An 18,851-nucleotide genomic window follows, 5' to 3' on the forward strand; every position below is an offset into this window, starting at 1 on the left:
GCTTAATCCCGCGAGTCGAACTCCTGGTAGATGACGTGGCCGCAGGCCTTGCAGTGGGAGGCGTCGGGGTCGTGGTACGCGAGCCCGCAGTCCGGGCAGGTCACCTCGACTTTCTCCTTGTTCGTCCACTCTCTGACGATGCGGCTGGCCTGCCACGGGATGAGGATGATCGCGGCGAGAACGCTCGCGACGGTGACCCACCGCCCGGCCTGTGTGGCGGGGATGATGTCGCCGAAGCCGACGGTCGTCAGCGAGACGACGGTGAAGTAGAACGCGTCACCGAAGGTTCGGATGTTCGGGTTGACGGCTTGCTCTGCGGTGTAGAACAGCCCCGCCGAGACGAAGAGCAGGCTGAGAACGGTCAGGAGGAGCTTCATGACCCGGAGCGTCTCGCTTGAGACCGTCCCGAAGAAGAACTCCTCGTCGTCGGTGAACCGGTAGAACCGGAGGACGCGGATGACGCGGAACACCCGGAGGAAGCCGATGTTGATACCGATAATGGAGGCACCGGGCACGAAGGCCGTGGCCAGCGTCGGGAGAATCGTGAGCAGGTCGACCATCGTGTAGCCGTTGAGGAACTCCGCGAGCCGGTCGGGCGCGCCGTAGAGCCGCAGCACGTACTCGACGATGAACACCGCGACGATGGAGAGTTCAAGGAGCCACAGGAGGTCGGCAGCCGCCTGCGAGAGAGGATACGTCGCGAGGACGTAGACCCCGATAAACACGAGGTTGAGCACGAACAGGCCGATGTCGATGGCCTTCCCCAGCGTCGTCCGGTGGTCCAGCAGGTAGAACTCGATCGTCTCGCGGACGCTCGTCTGCGACGAACGCGACGCCTGCCCAGCCATATCCTACTGGTAGAGACGGTGATACAAAGCGGCTGCGAGTCTCCTACTGGCCGCGCTTGCGACGGAACCAGACTCGGGAGCCGACCGGCGACTCGTCCGCCGCGAGGTCGAGTCGACCGACGAAGAGGTCCCGAACCGCCAGCGTCACCACGAGTTCGACCGTCTCACCGTCCTCGTCGGCCACGTCGACGACGCAGTGGCCGTCGCGCTCCCGAATCCGCTCGATGGTGCCGACCTCCCAGCGGTCGACGTGGTGACTCGGCTCCCTCGCGTGGATGCGGTCGTGTTTCATCGTTCTTCATCGTTCATCGCGGGAGGTCGACGCGCTCGCCGTCCTCGGGGACGACGGCGTCGGGGACGGTCTCCCGCAGCTCCTCGCGTGTCAGCAGACAGTGGTTGATGGCGCCCATGTGGACTGCGACGACCGGACAGTCGGCGTGGTCGACGGTCGCCTGCACGCCCGCTTCGTCCATCGTGATGGGCTCACCCTCGACGAACCGCGCCGCACCGGCGTTGACGACGACGAGGTCCGGCTCGAAGCGGTCGATGGTCGCCGGAACCTCCTCGTACCAGACCGTGTCGCCGGCGACGTAGACCGTCTCGTCGCCGGACTCGAAGACGAACCCCGCCACGGGAGCCATCGCCTCGGCCAACTCGCCGTGGCCGTGGCGGGCGGGCGTCCGGGTGACGCTCACGTCGCCGACGACCAGCGAGGTCTCGACCGGCCGGACGTCGGTGAAGCCCTCCTCGCGGAACGCGTCGGCCTCCTCGGGCTGACAGAAGAGCGGGACGTCGTCGGCGAGTGCCTCGCGGGCGGCGTCGTCGAAGTGGTCGTTGTGACGGTGGGTCACGAGGACGGCGTCGACGCCCTCCATGGGGTCGAACTCGGGCAGCGGAATCAGGGGGTTGCGGCGGTCGTTCGGCGTGTTCTGGACCGGCGGGTCGACGCCGACGTCGCCGAACATCGGGTCGACGAGGACGGTCGTCTCGTCGAACTCGACGAGCAGCGTTGCGTGACGGACGAGACGGAGGCTGGCCATATCCCGTGTTTCCGCCGCGAACCGATAAACGCACGTCTCACGGCGAACGGGACCGCCTCGCCGGGAGCGGCCGAGAATTAGACTAATCTAAACTTAGACTTAGAGCGGCAGTATTATCAACCGGGGTCGCCCAAATACAGATAATGACGAACGGTACCAACCAGCCGGGCGATAGCCATCGGCTCTCACGTCGGCAGCTGTTGGCAGCGAGCGGGAGTCTCGCACTCGCCGGAACCGCGGGCTGTCTCGGCGGCAGTGCCGAGATGGCCGGTGGCGGTGCGGACGGGTCGAACAGCGGATCGAACAGCGACGACTCCGGCGACGGGCCGGTCGCCGTCGCCTCCTTCTTCAGCTTCTACGACTTCGCGCGGAAGGTCGCCGACGGGACGCCCGTCACGGTCCGGAACCTGATTCCGACCGGGCTGCACGGCCACGGCTGGGAGCCGAACGCGAGCGTCACGCGCGACATCATCGAGGCGGACGCGTTCATCCACGTCGGCAAGGACTTCCAGCCGTGGGCCGACCGGGCGATTCAGACGCTGAAAGACGACGACATCGACACGCAGCTCATCAACGTCCGCGAGGGCATCGAACTCGTCGAACTGGCCGCCAGCCTGGATCGGGAAGAAGAAGGCGTCGGCGAGGGCCGCGGCAGAGACCCCCACTTCTGGCTCGACCCCCAGCGCGCGAAGGTGAGCGTCGACAACATCACCGAAGGGCTCGTCGAACTCTCGCCCGAGCACGAGGAGACGTTCCGCGACAACGCGGCGACGTACAAGACGGACGTGTTGGACCGCATCGACGCGGACTACCAGGACATCTTCGACCGCGCCGACCGCGACGTGGTCCAGCTGGCCGCCCACAACGCCTTCCAGTACATCGGCGTCCGCTACGGCGTCCAGATGCGGCCGCTCGTGGTCAACCTCGCCGCCAGCGGCGACGTGAAGCCCTCCGACATCACGGAGGCCAAGCGCGTCATCGACGAGAACAACATCAAGTACGTCGGCGCGGGCGTCTTCGAGACGCGCAAGCCTGCCAAACAGCTCGTCGCCGAGACGGCCGTCGAGGCCTACTTCCCCGTGACGCCCTACGCGGGCGTCCGCGAGGACTGGGTCGAGAACGACTGGGGCTACGAGGAGATCGCCTACAACATCAATATGCCCACCTTCGAGGTCGTCCTCGGCAACAAAGCACCCGAGGAGGTCGGCCCCGACGGCTGGCACGAGCAGTGGAGAAACTTCGAATGAGTCGGCGCGAGGCACGCGCCAGAAACGGCGCGGCCGGCGGAACGAAGCCGGTCATCGAACTCTCCGACGTCGCGTTCGGCTACACGGCGAGCCCGGTCGTCGAAGACATCTCGCTGACCATCGACGAGGGCGAGTACGTCGCCGTCGTCGGTCCCAACGGCTCGGGGAAGTCGACGCTGATGCGGCTCATGCTCGGCCTGCTGCGGCCCGACTCGGGGGTCGCCAAGCTGTTCGGCGAACCGTCGCACACGTTCGACGACGGCGCGCGCATCGGCTACGTCGCCCAACACGCCAGCGCGTCGAAGAAGATGCCCATCACCGTCCGTGAGGTCGTGAAGATGGGCCGGTTTCCCCACGTCGGCTTCGGCCGCCTCTCGGCCGACGACTGGGCCATCGTCGACGACGCCCTGGAAACGGTCGGGATGTCGGCCTTCGCCGACCGCCGGGTGACGCAGCTCTCCGGCGGCCAGCGTCAACGGGCCTTCATCGCCCGCGCGCTCGCTGGTGAGGCCGACCTGCTCGTCCTCGACGAGCCGACCGTCGGCGTCGACGCCGAGTCGGTCGAGGCGTTCTACGACCTGTTGGAGTCGCTCAACGACGACGGAATCACCGTGCTGCTCATCGAACACGACCTGAGCGCGGTGACCGAACAGGCCGAGCGCGTCGTCTGTCTCAACCGCGAGATCTACTTCGACGGGCCGACGAGCGAGTTCGTCGAGAGCGACGCCCTCGCCCGCGCGTTCGGGACGGCTGCGAACTTCGTGGGAGGGAGCCGATGACGCTCCCGACCACCGTCTTCGGTCTCCCGACGCTGCCGCTTCAGTCCGGCAGTCCGCTCGACCCGGTGCTCGCGCCGTTCTACTGGTTCCTCGAACTCTGGTCGACGGTCATGTTCGCCGTCGCCGACGCGACCGGTCTCGAACTGCTCCAGTACGCCTTCATGCACCGCGCCATCCTCGTCGGACTCTGCATCGGCGTGATGGCCCCGCTCATCGGGACCTTCCTCGTCCACCGCCAGCTCGCGCTCATCGGCGACGCGCTGGCACACACCGCCTTCGCCGGGGTCGCCATCGGGCTGTTCCTCAACGGCGTCCTCGAACTCGGCGTCTCGCCGTATCTCTCGGCCGTCGTCGTCGCCGTCATCGCGGCGTTGCTCATCGAGGTCATCTCGGAGGCGACCGACGCCTACAACGACGTCTCGATGGCCATCGTCCTCTCGACGGGCTTCGCGCTCGGGACGGTGCTCATCAGCCTCAACGCCGGGGGACTGGCCGTCGGCATCAACCAGTATCTCTTCGGCAACCTCTCGACGGTGTCGGCGGAGAACGCGGCCATCCTGCTCGTGCTCTTCGGCATCATCGTCGCCACGGTCGGCCTGACCCGGAACCAACTGCTCTACGTCACCTTCGACGAGACGGCCGCACAGGTCTCCGGTCTCTCGGTCAGCTGGTACAACCGTGTGATGGTCATGCTGACGGCACTCGTCGTCGTCGGCGCGATGCAGATCATGGGCGTCATCCTCGTCGCCGCGATGCTCGTCGTCCCCGTCGCGGGGGCCGCCCAGATTTCCAAGAGCTTCACCCAGTCGCTGTGGGCCTCGGTCGTCCTCGCCGAACTTGCCGTGCTGCTCGGCATCGGCGTCGCCTACTACGGCGAGGCGACCGCGGGGGGCGTCATCGTCCTCGTCGCGGTCGGCATCTACGTCCTCTCGGTCGTCGTCGGAAAGATTCAGACGAGCGTCGGCGAGGACAAGACGCCCGAACTCGGCAGTATCGACGCCAACGAGTCGAGCTCGGACTGACTGCGATAGCCTCGCCGTGCAGTGGTGGCTGTTGTCTCATCAGACAGGTTTATATGCTCTTCTCTGGAGCATGTAGATAACAGACGAAGAGTTGTCGTTATTTCACATGATTTCCCAGTATACTAGTGAGTCGGACGTGCAGTTCCGAAGAAAGGAGGACGGATGTCCACTCGTGACTCTCCATGCATCGGTCTGAGCCGACGGCCGAGATGTCCGGGGAGACGGCCGGCCCGACGCAGTCCGAAGCCGACGACGGCGGCCGAGTCCGCGTCCGAGTCCACGTCCGACCGCAGCCGCGACCGCCCGCTCTCCGGGTCGTCCAGTGACGTTCGTCGTCGACGGCGAGGGACGGCTGTCGTCGGTCGGGACGACCTTCGCCACGTCGGTCGGGACCGACCCGGACGCGCTCGCGGGCGAGTCGCTCGCGAGTCTCGTCGACGACGACGACAGGCAAGCCGTCCGCGACGCGCTCGACGCGGTCGGCAGCGGTGAGTGCGAGCGACGACGCTGTCGCTGTCGGCTCCGAGGCCACGGGGACACTGTCGTCGAGGGCGACCTCGAACTCGTCGCGAACCCCGCGCTCGTTTTCGGCACGTTCACGGCGAGCGAGGCGACAGCGGCCGCCGCAGTCTCGGCGACACCGGACACTCCGAAGTCGTCGGCCGCGGAACCGATTGCGCCGACAGCGTCGGAGCCGACGCCACGGGCGACGGACCGGACGGCGGCGAGCGTCGAGAGCGAACGAGAGCGGTTCGGACGGCTGTTCGAACTGATCAGAGATCCCGTCGTCGAGGTCGAGGTCGTCGACGGCGAGCCGGTCGTGCGGTCCGTCAACTCGCGGTTCGTCGACGTCTTCGGCTACGAGGCCGACCAAATCGTCGGCGAGTCGCTCAACGAGTTCATCGTCCCCGACGACTGCGACGGCGAGGCGACCGAGTTCGACCGCCGGACCGCCGGTGGCAGAGCGAACCGCGCCATCGTGACCCGCCGGACCGCGTGGGGTCGCCGGGAGTTCCTGTACCACGGCATCCCGTTCGAGGCGGCTCCGGGCGACCAACGCGGCTTCGCCATCTACTCCGACATCACCTCCGAGAAGCAGTCGCGCGAACATCTCCAGGTGCTCCACCGCGTGCTCCGGCACAACCTGCGAAACGAGCTGAACGTCGTGCTCGGGCGGGCCGACGAGATACGAGAGGCGGCGGCCGACCCGTCGGTCCAGCGGGCGGCCGCACAGATCGCGGACCACGCCGAACAGCTGTTGGCCGCGAGCGAGAAGGCCCGGTCGGCCGCGGACGTCGTCGAGTACGAGTCGCGACGGGAGAGCACGGACGTCGCCGCCCATCTCCGGGCTGTCGCTGACGCGGCCCGGCAGGCGGCTCCCGACGCGACCATCGAGACCGACCTGCCGTCGCGGCTCCCTGTCTCGGGCACTGCGACGGTCCGCGAGGCCGCCGCTAACCTCCTCGAGAACGCACTCGAACACACCGGGCCGTCGACGACGGTTCGGATTTCGGCCGTCGTCGACGGTCGCGACGCCGTCGTCACCGTCGCCGACGACGGGCGGGGGATTCCGCCCGCCGAGTGGGAGGCGATATTCGGCGACGGCCATCTCACACAGCTCGACCACAGCTCCGGGCTGGGCCTGTGGCTCGTGAAGTGGGTCGTCGAGTCCGCGGGTGGCCGCGTCGACTACGAGCGGGTCGACGGCTGGACCAAGGTCGTCCTGACGCTTCCGCGAGCGACAGGGCGGCTGTCGGCCGAGGAGCCGACCACCTGAGTTCTGTTCCCCCAAAGCCGTCGCTCGGGGTGATGTCGTCGGTATCCGAACCGTCTGGTCTCGGGCGTCTCGAGTGTCTCGGACGTCCCGGTCGTCTCCGCCCGCACAGCGCGTCCGCTCACCGGGCGAGTTTTCGAAGAATGAAAATCACACGTGTCGCCAAAGGCGACTATGCGAGATTAGTTACTGTCGAACGACGTTCTTCGCGCGCGGGCCCTTCGGGGCCTGTTCGATGTCGAATTCGATCTCGGTCCCCTCGGTGAGGTCCTCGCCGCCAACGTCTTCCATGTGGAAGAACACGTCGTCGTCTGCGTCGTCCGTCGAGATGAAACCGTAGCCGCCTGTGTCGTTGAAGAAATCAACCTTACCGTTTGCCATTGCAACTAAACACAGCCCGACCACACGGATAAGACTTGGGTATTCGTTTTCTAAATCCGGATTTGAATTGACGAACGTCTACACTAGCTGCATAATAGAACAACTTTGTCTACTTCTCGTGTTCTGCGGCGAATCGCTGTCGGTCTCGGAACAACCAGCAAGGAATTCCGATGAATCCGCAGTTCGGTGTCGCCGCCGGTCACGGAGACTGCCCAGACGTCGTGGAACGAACACCGACTCACCGTCTGCCGCTACCAACAACGCCTGTGTCGTCGGGTCCCGAGTTCCGCCATGGACGAGGACCTGTCGTACCGCGACACCGCCATCCGCGCGCTCGGTGCCGACCGCCACGACACCGCCGCCGACAGCTACGCCCGCGCTGCCTACGCCGAACTCGCCGGGCTGCAGGGTCGCCGCCGCGACGTCTACGACCCCGAGACGGCCACCTGGGTCGGCTACCCACTCGGCGCGTTCTTCCTCGCGGCCGTCTGTCACCGCGTCGACGGCGCGGACGACCGTGCCCGCAACCGCGCCGGACAGGGTATCATGGTCGCGGGCGACCACCGGGACCATCTCCTCGACGACCCGGTCGCCGAAGCCGCCTGCCACGAATGGGTCGGCGACTTTCGGACCGTCGCTGGCGACGACGACAAGGCGCGTGCCGCCTACGACCGCGCCGAGTCGGGTTACGAGGAGGCCGCACCCGACGACCCCGTCTCGTGGACGACGGAGCCGCTCCTGCAAGCTGGCACGGATACCGTCCTCCAGCTCTCGCGGCCCGACGACGTCCAGTGGGACGACCTCCACGGCTCCGCGCCCCAGCAGGCACTGACGCACCGCGTGCGGTTCAAGCGGAGCCGTCTCGCCTCGATGGTGGCGAAGCGGGTCGACGACGGCAAGCTCCACGCCCCCCGCGGGTCGACGGAGTACGGCGTCGGCCAGTTCAAGTGTCCCGACTGCGGCTCCTCGGACGTCAACTACGTCGCCGACACGGTGCTGTGTCTGCGGTGTGATACGCCCGTGGACGGACGCTGACCCCGTCGTGTCGTCTCGCTGTCCCCGGTCGGTCTCGCACCTTCCTCGGGTCAAAGGGTTATTGCGGTGCCGCCCTTTCGCCTCCCTATGAGTACGACCCGTTCGCTGGACGCCCTCCGACTGACGAAGCCGGAGCTGGCGGTCTTCGTCTCCGGTGTCGCCAGCATGGGCCTGGAGATCCTCGCCGGGCGGATGATCGCCCCCCAGTTCGGCAGCAGTATCTACACTTGGGGGAGCATCATCGGCGTTTTCCTCGCCGCACTCAGCTACGGCTACCACCGCGGCGGGAAGCAGGCGGCGACACGCGCGACCAACGGCCGGATGGCCCGCGTCTTCCTCCTCACCGCGGCCTACGTCGCCGGTCTCATCTTCATGGGCGACCTCCTCCTCCGGGCGACCATCGGCTTCCCGCTCCCCAGTCGCTTCGCCTCGTTGCCGGCCATCATCCTGCTGTTCGGCCCGCCGACCTACTTCCTCGGCTACATCAGCCCCTACGCCGCCGAGCTGTCGTCGAAGGAGGGCATCGGCGAGGCCTCGGGCCACGTCTACATGCTCGGGACGGTCGGCAGCATCGTCGGCGCGTTCGCGACGACCTACTTCCTCATTCCCTCGCTCGGTATCGACCAGATCGCGCTCGTCTTCGGCGTCATCTCCGTCGCGACGGCCATCGCGCTCGTCGGGCCGCGGCTGAACAAAGACCAGATCATCGTCAACGGCTTCGTCGCCCTGCTGCTCGTCGCAGCGGCCGGCAGCGGCGCGGCGGGGATCAGCGTCGAAGGTCGCGTCGTCTACGAGACCCAGACGCCCTACCAGGAACTCCAGGTGGTCGACCTCGGCGACACCCGGACCCTCTATCTCGACGGCCAACGCCACAGCGCGATGGATCTCGAAGACCCCCAGCGACACGTCTTCGGCTACACGCGCTACTTCCATCTCCCCCTCCTGATGACCGACGACGTCGACCGCGTACTGTTCGTCGGCGGCGGCGGCTTCACCGGTCCCAAACGCTTTGCCCACGACTACAACGTCACCGTCGACGTCGCCGAGATCGACCCCGAAGTCATCCGCGTCTCGAAGGAGTATTTCGGCGTCGAGGAGTCAGCGAAGCTCAACATCTACAACGAGGGAGGACGGCAGTTCCTCCGCGACACGAACGAGACGTACGACCTCATCGTCTTGGACGCCTACCGCAAGGACAAGGTTCCCTTCGAGTTGACGACGGAGGAGTTCATGGAACTCGCGAACGACCGCCTCTCCGACGATGGCGTCCTCTTTGCGAACCTCATCTCCGCGCCGAGCGGCCCGGCCTCGCAGTTCTACCGCGCCGAGTACAAGACCATCTCACAGGTGTATCCGCAGGTCTACAGCTTCCCGACGAGCGGCGGCGCGGTCGTCCAGAACATCGAGGTCATCGCCACGAAAAACGAGACGCGGCTGACGGAAGAACAGCTGCTCGCGCGGAACGAAAAGCGGGATATCGGAATCGGTCTCGCGAGCGAGATCCGGACCTATCAGGAACCGCCGCGGACCGAGGACGTGCCGCTCCTACGGGACGACCGCGCACCAGTGGACGCACTGTTAGACCCGATGGTCGGCCAGCGGTACGTCTTGGAGGAGACGAACGAGACGGCGAGTAGTGACGTGAGTACCGTCAGAGTGGCTGGCTGACCTGTCGCTCCCTGCGTCGCTCGTCAGAGCTTGCCGCTCATCTCGGCGGTCACGTCGACCGTCCCGCCGGTCTCGGCGAGTTCGATGTCGGCGGCGTAGAACTGTCCGTCCGCGCTCGTCTTGGCGTACGAAACGTCCTCGATGCCGCCGCCGCGCCGTCCGAAGCTGAGCGTCGGCGGCTCGGTGAACCGAGTGTCGAAGTTGAACCGGACCTGCCCGCGGCCGTCGTCGGTGAGCGTCGCCTCGTTGAACGTCGGCTTCGAGTCGCCTTCGGTCCGAATCTGGTGAATCTCCGAGTCGAACACCGAGTTCGCGGCGATGTCGAGTTCGGCACCGTTCTGGAGTTCGAGAGACTCGATCTCCGAACCCGCCTGGAGACCGTCGACGACGAGGTCACCCGCCTGCGCCAGTACGTCGCCGATAGAGCCGTCGTACATCGAGAGACGGACGGCGGGACCCTGGTAGTCGATAGACGGCGGAACCGGCTCGCCGCCACGGCCGTATATGCGGTCGATCCGCCCGCCGAGGAGTTCGTCCACTTCGACGTCCGCCCCCTCGTTCACCTCGCCCATGATCCGATGGAAGACGGTGTCGGTCCCCTCCATCCCGAGATACACACCGCGGCCCTTCGCGAAGTTCGTGTATATCCGGTCGACGACGCTGAGTCCGATACCGTCGATTCGGACGCCGTCGCCGTCGCAGAACTTGGATCGGAGGAGGGAGAACGTGCTGAGTCCCGGGAAGCCGCCACCCTCGCCCACGTTCAGCCAGATGCCGTGGCCGCCGGCCCCGAACGCCCGGAGGTCGCCGAACGTACAGTTGAAGATGCTCCCGACGAGTTCGATGCCCGCCTCGCTCCCGCCCTCGGTGACGATGTTGTGAAAGATCGAGTCCGCAAAGGGGCTGTACGTACTGCCGGCCGTCTCGCCGAACAGTCGGAACGCGACTGTCCCGCTCTCGGCGTGGACGAACAGGTCCTCGACGTGGACACCCCGGACGCCCTGTTCGCCGTTGTAGACCGCTACGGCGACGCCGCTGCCCGTGAACTTGAGGCCGACCGGGTCGACCGCGATAGCGTCGGCCCCTTGTTTCGAGAAGTTCGTGACCGCGCGCTCGCCGGTGAGCTTCATCGGTGTCGAGATGACGATGTTCTCGGAATACTCGAACAGGTCGGTCAGGTGGAGATGCACGCCTCGCGGGAAGTCCTCCTGAACCTGGTTGACGATGGTCCCGATGTCGTCGCCGCTGTAGAGCACTTCTCGGGTGAGACCGTCGACGACGTACGCCGTCTCGCCGTCGCGATAGGCGACGAGTTCGAAGCCCGCGCCGACGTTCGGCGAGACCGAGTCGGTCGCGACGGTCTCGTTGTTCACCGGTGCGGTCAACGCTCCGTCCTCGTCGAAATACTGGCCGTCCTGCTGGGCAACTGCGTCCGAACTGCCGGCGTCGCCAGCCACACTGTTCCCGTCGTTCGAGCCACCGAGCGCGTTACAGCCTGCGAGCCCGGTTATGGCACCGAGCGACAACATCTTCCTCCGTGACAAGTCCATGGTTGGCCCGGCGGTTCTGCGGTCATAAGTGCTGGGGTCGCAGAGGTCCTCGGGAGGAAGGGAACGGACGGAACGGGCGGGCCGTCGCACGTCGGTTCGCGACGTTCCACGCGGCGAGACAACGCAGCAGACAGGTCCGCACAGCAAGATACAGGTAGCACCGTCACGGACATCGGTGCAAGGTAATAATGGCTGGAGACTCGTATCAGGACACTCTTTTCACGCCGTCTGCGGACGCTTCGCGGCACACACGCTCGGTGATTACATCGACGGATCTCTCTGCACTCATCAACGACTCTGCCGACAGTCGACAGGAACCATACGCTGTCGACGTCGACGCCGGAAAGAACACGACTCTCTATCAGGCACACTCCTACTGGACGAAGGTTCCGCCCCAGGGGATTCGCCCCTACATCGACCACTTCACCGACCCCGGCGACCTGGTGCTCGACCCGTTCTGTGGCTCGGGGATGACCGGCATCGCCGCCCTGTCGGAGTCCCGGCGCGTCGTCTTGAACGACCTGGGGTCCGCGGCCACGCATATCGCGTACAACTACAACACGCCGATAGACCCGGACCGACTCGAACTCGCCGTCGACAAACTCGAGGCGGAAGTTGCGGACTTCTTCGAGTGGCTCTACACCACGGAGTGTACGGACTGTGGCGAGACACGGGAGATCAAGAACACGATCTGGTCCGAGATTCGAGAGTGTCCGCACTGCGGAGAGACGTTCAACCTCTGGGAGCCAGCGGTCATCGACGAGAAAGTCGAGGAGCGGAAAAACGGGTTCGTCCGCGACGAGTTCGACTGTCCTGCCTGCGAGACGAGTCTCACCAAGACCGACCCGGAGTACAGAGGCATCGAAGTCAGCCGAATCGAATACAAATGTACCCCCTGTTTCGGGCGGAAATACGGGCTCAAAGAGCCGGACGAGGCCGACAGACAGCTCCTCGAGGACGTCAGCGACACGCTCGAGGAGACGGAGCTCTGGTATCCCACCGACGACTTCCCCGACGGATACAACACCCGACAGCCGATTCAGAAGGGGCTGACGTCCGTCGACAAGTTCTACGTCGACCGCGCGCTCCTGGCGATGGCGAAGCTCTGGGACGAGATACAGCGGTGGGAGGAAGACGCCGTCCGCGAGAAGTTGGAGTTCGTCTTCACGGCAATCGCAAACCGGACGACACGGAAGCACGCGTTCCGTCCCTGGGGCGGAGCGGGAAACAGCGCGACGCTGTTCGTCCCGACGTTCCACCGCGAGCAGAACATCTGGGTGACGTACTCGCGGAAGGCGAACGACATCGTCAAAGCCCAGACGGAACTCTACGAGCAGTATCCCGAAGATCTCGACAACTACCTGCGTGTGCACAACGGCAGTGCCACCGATATGGGATTCCTCCCCGACAACTCCGTGGACTACGTGTTCACCGACCCGCCGTTCGGAGCGAACATCAACTACAGCGAGATGAACTTCGTCTGGGAGTCGTGGCTGGGGCGGAAGACGGACGTCGAACTGGAAGCCATCGTCAACTCGAAGCAGGACAAAGACGTCGCGGACTACGAGCTGTTGATGCGGGAGTCGTTCGCCGAGATCAAGCGGGTGCTGAAAGACGACCACTGGATGACGCTGGTGTTCAACAACTCGAAGGCCGAGGTCTGGAACGCACTCCAACAGTCGCTGCGCGACGCCGGATTCGTGATCGCACAGTTCGCAACGTTCGACAAGCAGCAGCCGACGCTCCAACAGATCACGTCCGAGGGGGCAGTCGGACAGGACGTGATGGTCGCGTGTCTGAACGTGGACGACCCGACGGAGATCGGCGAGAGCCTCACGGAAGACGAGATCGTTCGCCACGTCAGACAGCTCCTGCCGGAACTGGCGGAGAAGACCGACAGGCGGACGGCGCGGGGAATCTACAGCAGTGTCGTCGGCTTCGCGCTGAACAACCGGCGGTCGGTCGACAACCTGGACTTCGAGACGCTGGTCGAGACGCTCGAACGACACTTCGAAGCGAAGACACTGGAGTACGAACGGCCGTACAAGGACGTCGTCGTCGAGCAGACGCTGTGGTACGTAGAATGAAGACCCGACAGTTACGAGCTATCGCTCCAGATGCCGGTCAGCTGTGACTCGTCGTAGCCGCGTTCGTCCAGCAGCTCGTCGACGTTCGGCACTCTCCAGTCGCCGCTCTGGAACTCCTTTTTGAACGCACGGCGGAGGTCGCTGAGTATCTTGGAGCCGACGGCCGATTGGAACGTCTCGAACGCTCGGTCGTACCAGCCGTTCAGTTCCTCGATGGTGACGATGCCGCTGACCCGCTCGTAGCCGAGTTGGTCGGTGACGTTCCGAATGACGTCTCGCTCGGCCTCTCGGCACACGACGACGACTCTGTTCACGTACGCGGTGTCTTCGATCTCTTTGGCCTTCTTCTCGTTGAGCGAGATGTGCTTGACCTGGACCATCGTCCCGAAGTTCGTCCCGATATCGATCCCTTTGTCGGCTGCGTACGTCCCCTTGCCAGCGCGGTGGATGTCGACTAGCGTCTCGAACGACGTCTCACCGGGGCTCAAGCCCAAGAACGTGTGTACGAAGCTGTCGAACTCGTGGAGTATCTCGTCGTTCGGGTTTCCGAGTTCGAGTGTGGCTTTCGCGTCGAGTTCGCGCGTGATCGCCTTGAAAAGCGCGTAGACCGCAATCTCCAGCATCGCGTCCTCTTCGAGTCCGCTCTCCTTCGTGAGCCCCATATACTCGCTGAAGCTGAACTCGTCGACGGCCGTCGACGTGACGTACTCCTGGGCAGCGATCAGCCCGTTCCACTTCTTGGATTTCAGTTGGCGATAGATGTAGTTCTCGACGATGCCGTCGTTGGCGGAGTTGACGTCGTCGAGTGTCTGCAGCTTGTCCGCACTGATGAGATTGCTGAAGTCCTTCTGATAGGACTGTGAGGAGGTAGAGCCCTTGCCAGTCAGTCTCCGCGACATCTCGTCGCGCCAGTTGTTGCTCGCGACGCGGTAGCTTTCGGGGTTGGTGATGGTGATATCCGACTGGGTTCGAGATTTATAGAGAACCTCCGCGACACGGATCGGACGGTAGCATCGAAACCGAGCGTCACTAATGAGAGAATCGAGTTCTGCTTTGGCCGCTTGTTCGCTCACGGAAACGTAGCGACACCCTGATACGTTAACTGTTCCGGGTATGCTCACTCCCCAGTCGGGAGCGTCGCCTGCTGGGTATCGTCCTTTATCTCGCCGCGACGGATCGTCCGGATCATCTCTTTCGCAACTGCTTCGATCATCGGAACCGGCACCGAGTTACCGACCTGCTCTCGGATTCTCGTGTACGCGCCAGTGACCTCGAAATCCTCGGGGAATCCCTGGAGTCGGAGCATCTCTCGCGGCGTGAAATGCCGTTTGCCGTTGACGAGCAAGTAGTTGTGTGATGCATTGGCACGGAGGGCACACGAGTATGGCAGCATCGAGATGTTGCCGGAGCGGTTCTCGTGCCAGACCGAGGGGGAGAAGACGTGCTCGTCTTTCACCGCGTCCTGTCGCTTCTCTTTGATGTAATCCGTCGCTTCGTACTCTTCGTCGACGTCCGCATCGTCGAGTAAAACGTCGTCTAAGTCCCGCGATTCACCGTTCCGTTCGGGGATGCGGAACTTGTAATTCTCTTTGAAGCCGACGATTATCGTTCGCTCTCGCTTCTGCGGCAGTCCGAAATCCAGCGCGTTCAACACCTTCGAAGAGACGTGGTATCCCGCGTCCTCCAGTCGGGACTCGATGAACTCGTACACCTCGCCACCGTCGATCCCTTTGAGATGCTTCACGTTCTCCAGCATGAACGCGTGGGGCTGTTTCTCTTTCAGGATGCGTTCGATCTCGAAGAACAACGCGCCACGTTCGTCGTCCATCCCCTCTTTGTCTCCCATGATACTGAACGACGGGCAGGGCCAGCCGCCGACGAGGATGTCGTGATCCGGAACCTCGCTTGCAGGAATCTCTTTGATGTCGCCGTGGGGGACCTCACCGAAGGCCTCTTCGTACGTCTGACGGGCCATGTCGTCGATCTCGGACGAGAAGACACACTCGCCACCAGCGCGCTCGAAGGCTATCCGAATGCCGCCAATACCCGCAAAGAGGTCGATGAAGGTGAAGTCGTCTGGGTCCATATGTGAGTGCTGCTGTGGTGGCAATTTCGTTCGCTAATGTGTCCAGTGAGGTATAAAAACATCGTGTAATCGACGGGGGGTCACCTGCGGTCTCCCGCGTCAGCGGCACGCCGAACGTGTGCTCGTGGCTCGTGGCTGTGGAAGAGCAGGACCGGTGCCTTCGCTTCCGTCGCGAGCCACGACTGCTCGTATCCACCCGTCATCGGTCGTGACCGCTCGTCCGTCCGACGACGGACGCGTCGTCTGCCCGGACTGTCGCCTCAGAGATAAAATTCAACTCCGATATGAAGGGATTTTTGCCATCGGCAGGATTGGATACCAACGCAGACGGTCGTGAGATTAACACGGCGGTCCCCGCTGGCGCCGTCTCCGACCCTGTCTGCCCTCCCGCTTCGTCTTTCGGCTGCGTTGCCAGCGTCGCAACCGCCAGCACCGAGCGACAGGCCCGCGCTGGCGACGCACGGGCGGCCGTCGATGTCCGGGCCGGTGTGGATGAGTCGGCCCAACCCGCCGCGGTGGAGGGGGCAGAGCTTTGCGCGGCCCCGCCGAACCCCGGAGCGATGCACCGCCGTCGCCTCCTCACTGCCGTGACGGGTCTCTCCGGACTCGCCACGCTCTCGGGCTGTTCGCTCTTCGGGTCGGGCGAGGAGGCGGTGTCGACGGAGACGACCGAGGGGCGTGCGCCGACGGTCGAACCCTACACCGAGCCGCAGGTCGACCGGCCCACTGACGGAGACGAGACACCGGGAGCCACCGCGCCTCGGGACTGTCGCCCGCGCGGCGTACACGTCGTCAACACCGCTGCTGCCGACCAGTACGTCACAGTCGCGCTCGACGCCGTCGACAGCGGGGCGAGTGCGGTCGAGAGCGCGTCCGTCCCGGCCGGTGAGACGGTCGTCCACGAAGCGTTGGCAGCCGGACGCGGCCGCTACCGCGTCACCGTCGACACCGCCGACGGCCGGGTCAGCTCCGGCGAGTTCGTCGTGAGCGAGGGCACCTCCGACCTTGTCGTCTTCGCCGGGACGGACCGGGTTCGCCTCCGCCAGCGGGCGACCGGCTGGCCCGACTGCCCGCTCGTCTCGACCGGGAGCGAGACGCGCCCGCCGCCGTCGCCACCGGTCGCCGAGGCACTCAGGCGGTACGGTCTCCAGCGCGTCGTAGTCGACAACGTGGGGACGGAGCCGACGACGGCCCGGCTCGGCGTCGTCGCCGTCGACGGCTCCCGGACCCTCCTCGACCACGGCTACCGGCTGCCGCCGGGGATGCGACTCGATCTCCCGCTTCTGCCGCTCGCCGCGAGCTACGACCTGACCGTTGCGACGGACGAGGGTCGCGAGCGGCGACGCTGGGACGTCGAGCGAGAGCCGGTCGTCCGTGTCGCGCTCGACGGCGGAGCTGTCGCGTTCCCGGCCAGCCCATCGGTGCGGGAGCCAGCGACGCCCCAGTCGGCACTCGACGCCGAACTCAACCATCTCGTCAACGGCGACAACCGGCCGCACGCCGTCACGCTGACGCTCCGTCGGGGCGACAGACTCCTGGTCGCCGAGGGCTACAACCTCGCTATCGACGAGCAGATCGGGCTCGGCGTGTCGCTGCCCGAGGCCGCCGACGGGCAGTCCGTCGAACTGGCCGTCTCGACCGCCGACGGTGCCGCGGCGAGCGTGACGTGGGACGGCTGTCCGCCCCGCGGAACCGTCGTCGTCGCCCTCGACGACCGCGGCGAGTTTCGGATTTACAGCAGTCGCACCGGGAGTCTCACCGACTGAGTCCGAGGGGTCAGCGGAACCGACGGGAGCCTTTTGTCGACGGGGACCGACGGGACTGCCATGCGACGCCGTCGGCTGCTCGCTTCGCTCTCCACCGCCGGGCTGAGCGGTCTCGCCGGATGTGGGGGCCGCCTGCCGTTCGGGCCGAGCGACGCCGCCACCTCGACGCCGACCCCGTCGACGACGCCGACGGCGGAACCCGAAGCCGAGGACGCACAGTGGCTCGCGGTGAAGAACACGCGGGCGGTCTCGACCTACGTCACCGTCGTCGTCGAGGCGGTGGACGGGTCGGATTCCTTTTTCGACAGTGCGGACCTCTTCTCCGGCGAGCAGGTCCGCTTTCGGGCCGCCGCCGCTCCGGACTCGGAGTACGAGGTCATCCTGGAGACGGCGGATGGCGAACGGATCACGTCCCGCTGGGAGACGGCGAGAGAACTCGATGGTCTCACGGCTTATCTGACCGACGACGGCGTCGACTTCTGGCGGTCGGTCCGCTGTCGTCCCGGCTGTGCGGTCTCGGACGCCGTCGAGGCGGACGACCTCCCGCTCATCGGCGACGGGACGGGTCGGTGGTACGCACCGGCCAGTCTCGTCCTCCAGAATCCGACGGACAGCGAGCGGCCGGTCGAAACCAGCGTCTCGTTGCGCGGGTCGACCGTGCTCGACGCCGCGTACCGGCTGCCCGCACGGACGGAACTCTGGGTTCCCATCAGCTACCGGACGGGGACCTACACCGTCGCCGTCGACAGCGACGACCGCTCGACGGAGACCGAGTGGCCCGTGCCCGCAGTGCCCCAGCGACACGTCCGCCTGGACGAGTCGGTCGCCGTCGGCTGTGGCCCGGCGACGCCACAGCTCGCCGTGTCGAACAACGACTCCATCGAACAGGAGTTGACCGTGAGTCTCCACCGCGACGACGAGCTGCAGTTCTCCCGGCGGCTCACGCTCGACCCGGAGGAGACCGTCGAGTTCACGCCCGTCATGGACTCGGGTCCCTACGAGGTCCGCGTCGAGCGCGACGGCGAGACCTTCTCGACGACGTGGTGGGCCTGCCCGCCGCGGGAGGTGGCGACGCTCCTCGTCGACGCCGCGGGCGGCGTGAGTCTCCAGCAGGGCGGTCCGCAGCCGGGATGAGCGGCTACTCCAGCGTATACTGCGTCGGCCGGACGGCCAGTTTCAACAGCCGTCGCGCGACGATGCCAGCCGCGCCGCCGACCAGCGCGCCGAAGGCGTTGGCCAGTGCGTCGGCGGCGTCGAGACTGCGCTCCGGGAGCGGTCCCTGCACGAGTTCGATGCCGACACCGTAGACGGCGGCGGCGACGACGGCGGCGACGAGCGCGCGTTCGGGATGGCGCGGCGGGACGAGCGCGACGAAGAGGACGAAGCCGAGACCGGCGTAGGCGAACGTGTGGAGCCACTTGTCGAAGCCGACGAGACCGAGCGGGCCGAGGCTGGGGACGCCACTGCTCGGCGGGTCGAGCACCGAGGCGGCGAAGATTCCTCCGGCGACGAAAGCGACGACAGCCCACCGGAGCCACCGCGGTGGGGTCGGGAGACGGGTCATATGT

18 protein-coding genes are annotated in these 18,851 nt (G+C 65.6%); 10 read left to right on the forward strand and 8 right to left on the reverse strand.

Annotation, left to right across the window (positions count from 1 at the left end):
* Positions 1-2: 2 nt before the first annotated feature.
* From BLR57_RS09415 to BLR57_RS09425, 3 genes are read right to left on the reverse strand one after another with little or no spacing between them, the layout of a single operon-like run.
* Positions 3-848 (reverse strand): ion transporter, encoded by an 846-nt coding sequence (locus BLR57_RS09415; protein WP_089697169.1) that lies wholly within the window; start codon positions 846-848, stop codon positions 3-5.
* Positions 849-891: 43 nt separating this feature from the next.
* The gene (locus BLR57_RS09420; protein WP_089697171.1) at positions 892-1,140 is read right to left on the reverse strand and encodes a DUF7861 family protein; all 249 of its coding nucleotides are present in this window, start codon (positions 1,138-1,140) and stop codon (positions 892-894) included.
* A gap of 13 nt (positions 1,141-1,153) precedes the next feature.
* A complete protein-coding gene (locus BLR57_RS09425) occupies positions 1,154-1,888 on the reverse strand; it encodes an MBL fold metallo-hydrolase (RefSeq protein ID WP_089697173.1) in 735 nt (244 codons plus the stop codon).
* A gap of 143 nt (positions 1,889-2,031) precedes the next feature.
* Here BLR57_RS09425 and BLR57_RS09430 point away from each other — a divergent pair, with 143 nt between their 5' ends.
* From BLR57_RS09430 to BLR57_RS09445, 5 genes are all read left to right on the forward strand, one after another.
* The gene (locus tag BLR57_RS09430) at positions 2,032-3,135 is read left to right on the forward strand and encodes a metal ABC transporter substrate-binding protein (protein WP_089697176.1); all 1,104 of its coding nucleotides are present in this window, start codon (positions 2,032-2,034) and stop codon (positions 3,133-3,135) included.
* Positions 3,132-3,914 carry a metal ABC transporter ATP-binding protein gene (locus BLR57_RS09435; protein WP_089697178.1) on the forward strand — a complete coding sequence of 261 codons (783 nt, stop codon included), beginning with the start codon at positions 3,132-3,134 and terminating at the stop codon, positions 3,912-3,914. Before BLR57_RS09430 ends, BLR57_RS09435 begins: the two co-directional genes overlap by 4 nt.
* Positions 3,911-4,936: a metal ABC transporter permease gene (locus tag BLR57_RS09440; protein ID WP_089697180.1), complete on the forward strand. Its 1,026-nt coding sequence runs from the start codon at positions 3,911-3,913 to the stop codon at positions 4,934-4,936. Before BLR57_RS09435 ends, BLR57_RS09440 begins: the two co-directional genes overlap by 4 nt.
* 182 nt (positions 4,937-5,118) lie before the next feature.
* Positions 5,119-5,262: a hypothetical protein gene (locus BLR57_RS19370; protein ID WP_170830600.1), complete on the forward strand. Its 144-nt coding sequence runs from the start codon at positions 5,119-5,121 to the stop codon at positions 5,260-5,262.
* Positions 5,259-6,713 carry a PAS domain-containing sensor histidine kinase gene (locus BLR57_RS09445; protein ID WP_139173316.1) on the forward strand — a complete coding sequence of 485 codons (1,455 nt, stop codon included), beginning with the start codon at positions 5,259-5,261 and terminating at the stop codon, positions 6,711-6,713. The genes BLR57_RS19370 and BLR57_RS09445 overlap by 4 nt, the downstream gene beginning before the upstream one ends.
* Positions 6,714-6,896: 183 nt before the next feature.
* On the opposite strand, the gene BLR57_RS09450 is transcribed toward BLR57_RS09445, so the two are convergent.
* Positions 6,897-7,091: a cold-shock protein gene (locus BLR57_RS09450; protein WP_089697182.1), complete on the reverse strand. Its 195-nt coding sequence runs from the start codon at positions 7,089-7,091 to the stop codon at positions 6,897-6,899.
* Positions 7,092-7,382: 291 nt separating this feature from the next.
* Here BLR57_RS09450 and BLR57_RS09455 point away from each other — a divergent pair, with 291 nt between their 5' ends.
* Both BLR57_RS09455 and BLR57_RS09460 read left to right on the forward strand, forming a co-directional pair.
* Complete coding sequence (locus BLR57_RS09455; RefSeq protein ID WP_089697645.1) at positions 7,383-8,126, forward strand: hypothetical protein; 744 nt, start codon at positions 7,383-7,385, stop codon at positions 8,124-8,126.
* A gap of 87 nt (positions 8,127-8,213) precedes the next feature.
* Positions 8,214-9,794 carry a spermidine synthase gene (locus tag BLR57_RS09460; protein WP_089697184.1) on the forward strand — a complete coding sequence of 527 codons (1,581 nt, stop codon included), beginning with the start codon at positions 8,214-8,216 and terminating at the stop codon, positions 9,792-9,794.
* A gap of 23 nt (positions 9,795-9,817) precedes the next feature.
* On the opposite strand, the gene BLR57_RS09465 is transcribed toward BLR57_RS09460, so the two are convergent.
* Positions 9,818-11,344 (reverse strand): hypothetical protein, encoded by a 1,527-nt coding sequence (locus BLR57_RS09465; RefSeq protein WP_089697187.1) that lies wholly within the window; start codon positions 11,342-11,344, stop codon positions 9,818-9,820.
* Positions 11,345-11,601: 257 nt separating this feature from the next.
* On the opposite strand from BLR57_RS09465, the gene BLR57_RS09470 reads away from it, so the two are divergent.
* Positions 11,602-13,431, forward strand: coding sequence for a DNA methyltransferase (locus BLR57_RS09470; protein WP_170830601.1), 1,830 nt, complete (start codon positions 11,602-11,604; stop codon positions 13,429-13,431).
* Between the two features lie 11 nt (positions 13,432-13,442).
* Here the strand turns inward: BLR57_RS09470 and BLR57_RS09475 are convergent, their stop codons facing one another.
* Together BLR57_RS09475 and BLR57_RS09480 are read right to left on the reverse strand one after the other, a co-directional pair.
* The gene (locus BLR57_RS09475; RefSeq protein WP_170830602.1) at positions 13,443-14,504 is read right to left on the reverse strand and encodes a HaeII family restriction endonuclease; all 1,062 of its coding nucleotides are present in this window, start codon (positions 14,502-14,504) and stop codon (positions 13,443-13,445) included.
* A 44-nt stretch (positions 14,505-14,548) separates the two neighbouring features.
* On the reverse strand, positions 14,549-15,517 hold the full coding sequence (locus tag BLR57_RS09480) for a DNA cytosine methyltransferase (protein WP_089697193.1): 969 nt from the start codon (positions 15,515-15,517) through the stop codon (positions 14,549-14,551).
* 560 nt (positions 15,518-16,077) lie between these two features.
* Between BLR57_RS09480 and BLR57_RS09485 the strand changes: the two genes are divergently transcribed.
* Together BLR57_RS09485 and BLR57_RS19705 are read left to right on the forward strand one after the other, a co-directional pair.
* Entirely contained in the window at positions 16,078-17,283 is a 1,206-nt protein-coding gene (locus tag BLR57_RS09485; RefSeq protein WP_089697194.1) for an Ig-like domain-containing protein, read from the forward strand.
* A gap of 60 nt (positions 17,284-17,343) precedes the next feature.
* Positions 17,344-18,417, forward strand: a complete 1,074-nt coding sequence (locus tag BLR57_RS19705; protein ID WP_244509972.1) for an Ig-like domain-containing protein — start codon at positions 17,344-17,346, stop codon at positions 18,415-18,417.
* 4 nt (positions 18,418-18,421) lie between these two features.
* Here the strand turns inward: BLR57_RS19705 and BLR57_RS09495 are convergent, their stop codons facing one another.
* The gene (locus tag BLR57_RS09495; RefSeq protein ID WP_139173318.1) at positions 18,422-18,847 is read right to left on the reverse strand and encodes a VanZ family protein; all 426 of its coding nucleotides are present in this window, start codon (positions 18,845-18,847) and stop codon (positions 18,422-18,424) included.
* Positions 18,848-18,851 lie beyond the last annotated feature (4 nt).

The organism is Halogranum gelatinilyticum (assembly GCF_900103715.1).
GTDB classification, from domain to species: Archaea; Halobacteriota; Halobacteria; order Halobacteriales; family Haloferacaceae; genus Halogranum; species Halogranum gelatinilyticum.

Bases quoted from the DNA above. Each gene is read 5' to 3' on its own strand.
- BLR57_RS09460 (WP_089697184.1), top strand. From the start codon at position 8,214: ATGAGTACGACCCGTTCGCTGGACGCCCTCCGACTGACGAAGCCGGAG.
- BLR57_RS09455 (WP_089697645.1), top strand. From the start codon at position 7,383: ATGGACGAGGACCTGTCGTACCGCGACACCGCCATCCGCGCGCTCGGT.
- BLR57_RS09430 (WP_089697176.1), top strand. From the start codon at position 2,032: ATGACGAACGGTACCAACCAGCCGGGCGATAGCCATCGGCTCTCACGT.
- BLR57_RS09480 (WP_089697193.1), bottom strand. From the start codon at position 15,517: ATGGACCCAGACGACTTCACCTTCATCGACCTCTTTGCGGGTATTGGC.
- BLR57_RS19705 (WP_244509972.1), top strand. From the start codon at position 17,344: ATGCGACGCCGTCGGCTGCTCGCTTCGCTCTCCACCGCCGGGCTGAGC.
- BLR57_RS19370 (WP_170830600.1), top strand. From the start codon at position 5,119: ATGCATCGGTCTGAGCCGACGGCCGAGATGTCCGGGGAGACGGCCGGC.
- BLR57_RS09435 (WP_089697178.1), top strand. From the start codon at position 3,132: ATGAGTCGGCGCGAGGCACGCGCCAGAAACGGCGCGGCCGGCGGAACG.
- BLR57_RS09465 (WP_089697187.1), bottom strand. From the start codon at position 11,344: ATGGACTTGTCACGGAGGAAGATGTTGTCGCTCGGTGCCATAACCGGG.
- BLR57_RS09450 (WP_089697182.1), bottom strand. From the start codon at position 7,091: ATGGCAAACGGTAAGGTTGATTTCTTCAACGACACAGGCGGCTACGGT.
- BLR57_RS09420 (WP_089697171.1), bottom strand. From the start codon at position 1,140: ATGAAACACGACCGCATCCACGCGAGGGAGCCGAGTCACCACGTCGAC.
- BLR57_RS09440 (WP_089697180.1), top strand. From the start codon at position 3,911: ATGACGCTCCCGACCACCGTCTTCGGTCTCCCGACGCTGCCGCTTCAG.
- BLR57_RS09425 (WP_089697173.1), bottom strand. From the start codon at position 1,888: ATGGCCAGCCTCCGTCTCGTCCGTCACGCAACGCTGCTCGTCGAGTTC.
- BLR57_RS09485 (WP_089697194.1), top strand. From the start codon at position 16,078: ATGCACCGCCGTCGCCTCCTCACTGCCGTGACGGGTCTCTCCGGACTC.
- BLR57_RS09415 (WP_089697169.1), bottom strand. From the start codon at position 848: ATGGCTGGGCAGGCGTCGCGTTCGTCGCAGACGAGCGTCCGCGAGACG.
- BLR57_RS09495 (WP_139173318.1), bottom strand. From the start codon at position 18,847: ATGACCCGTCTCCCGACCCCACCGCGGTGGCTCCGGTGGGCTGTCGTC.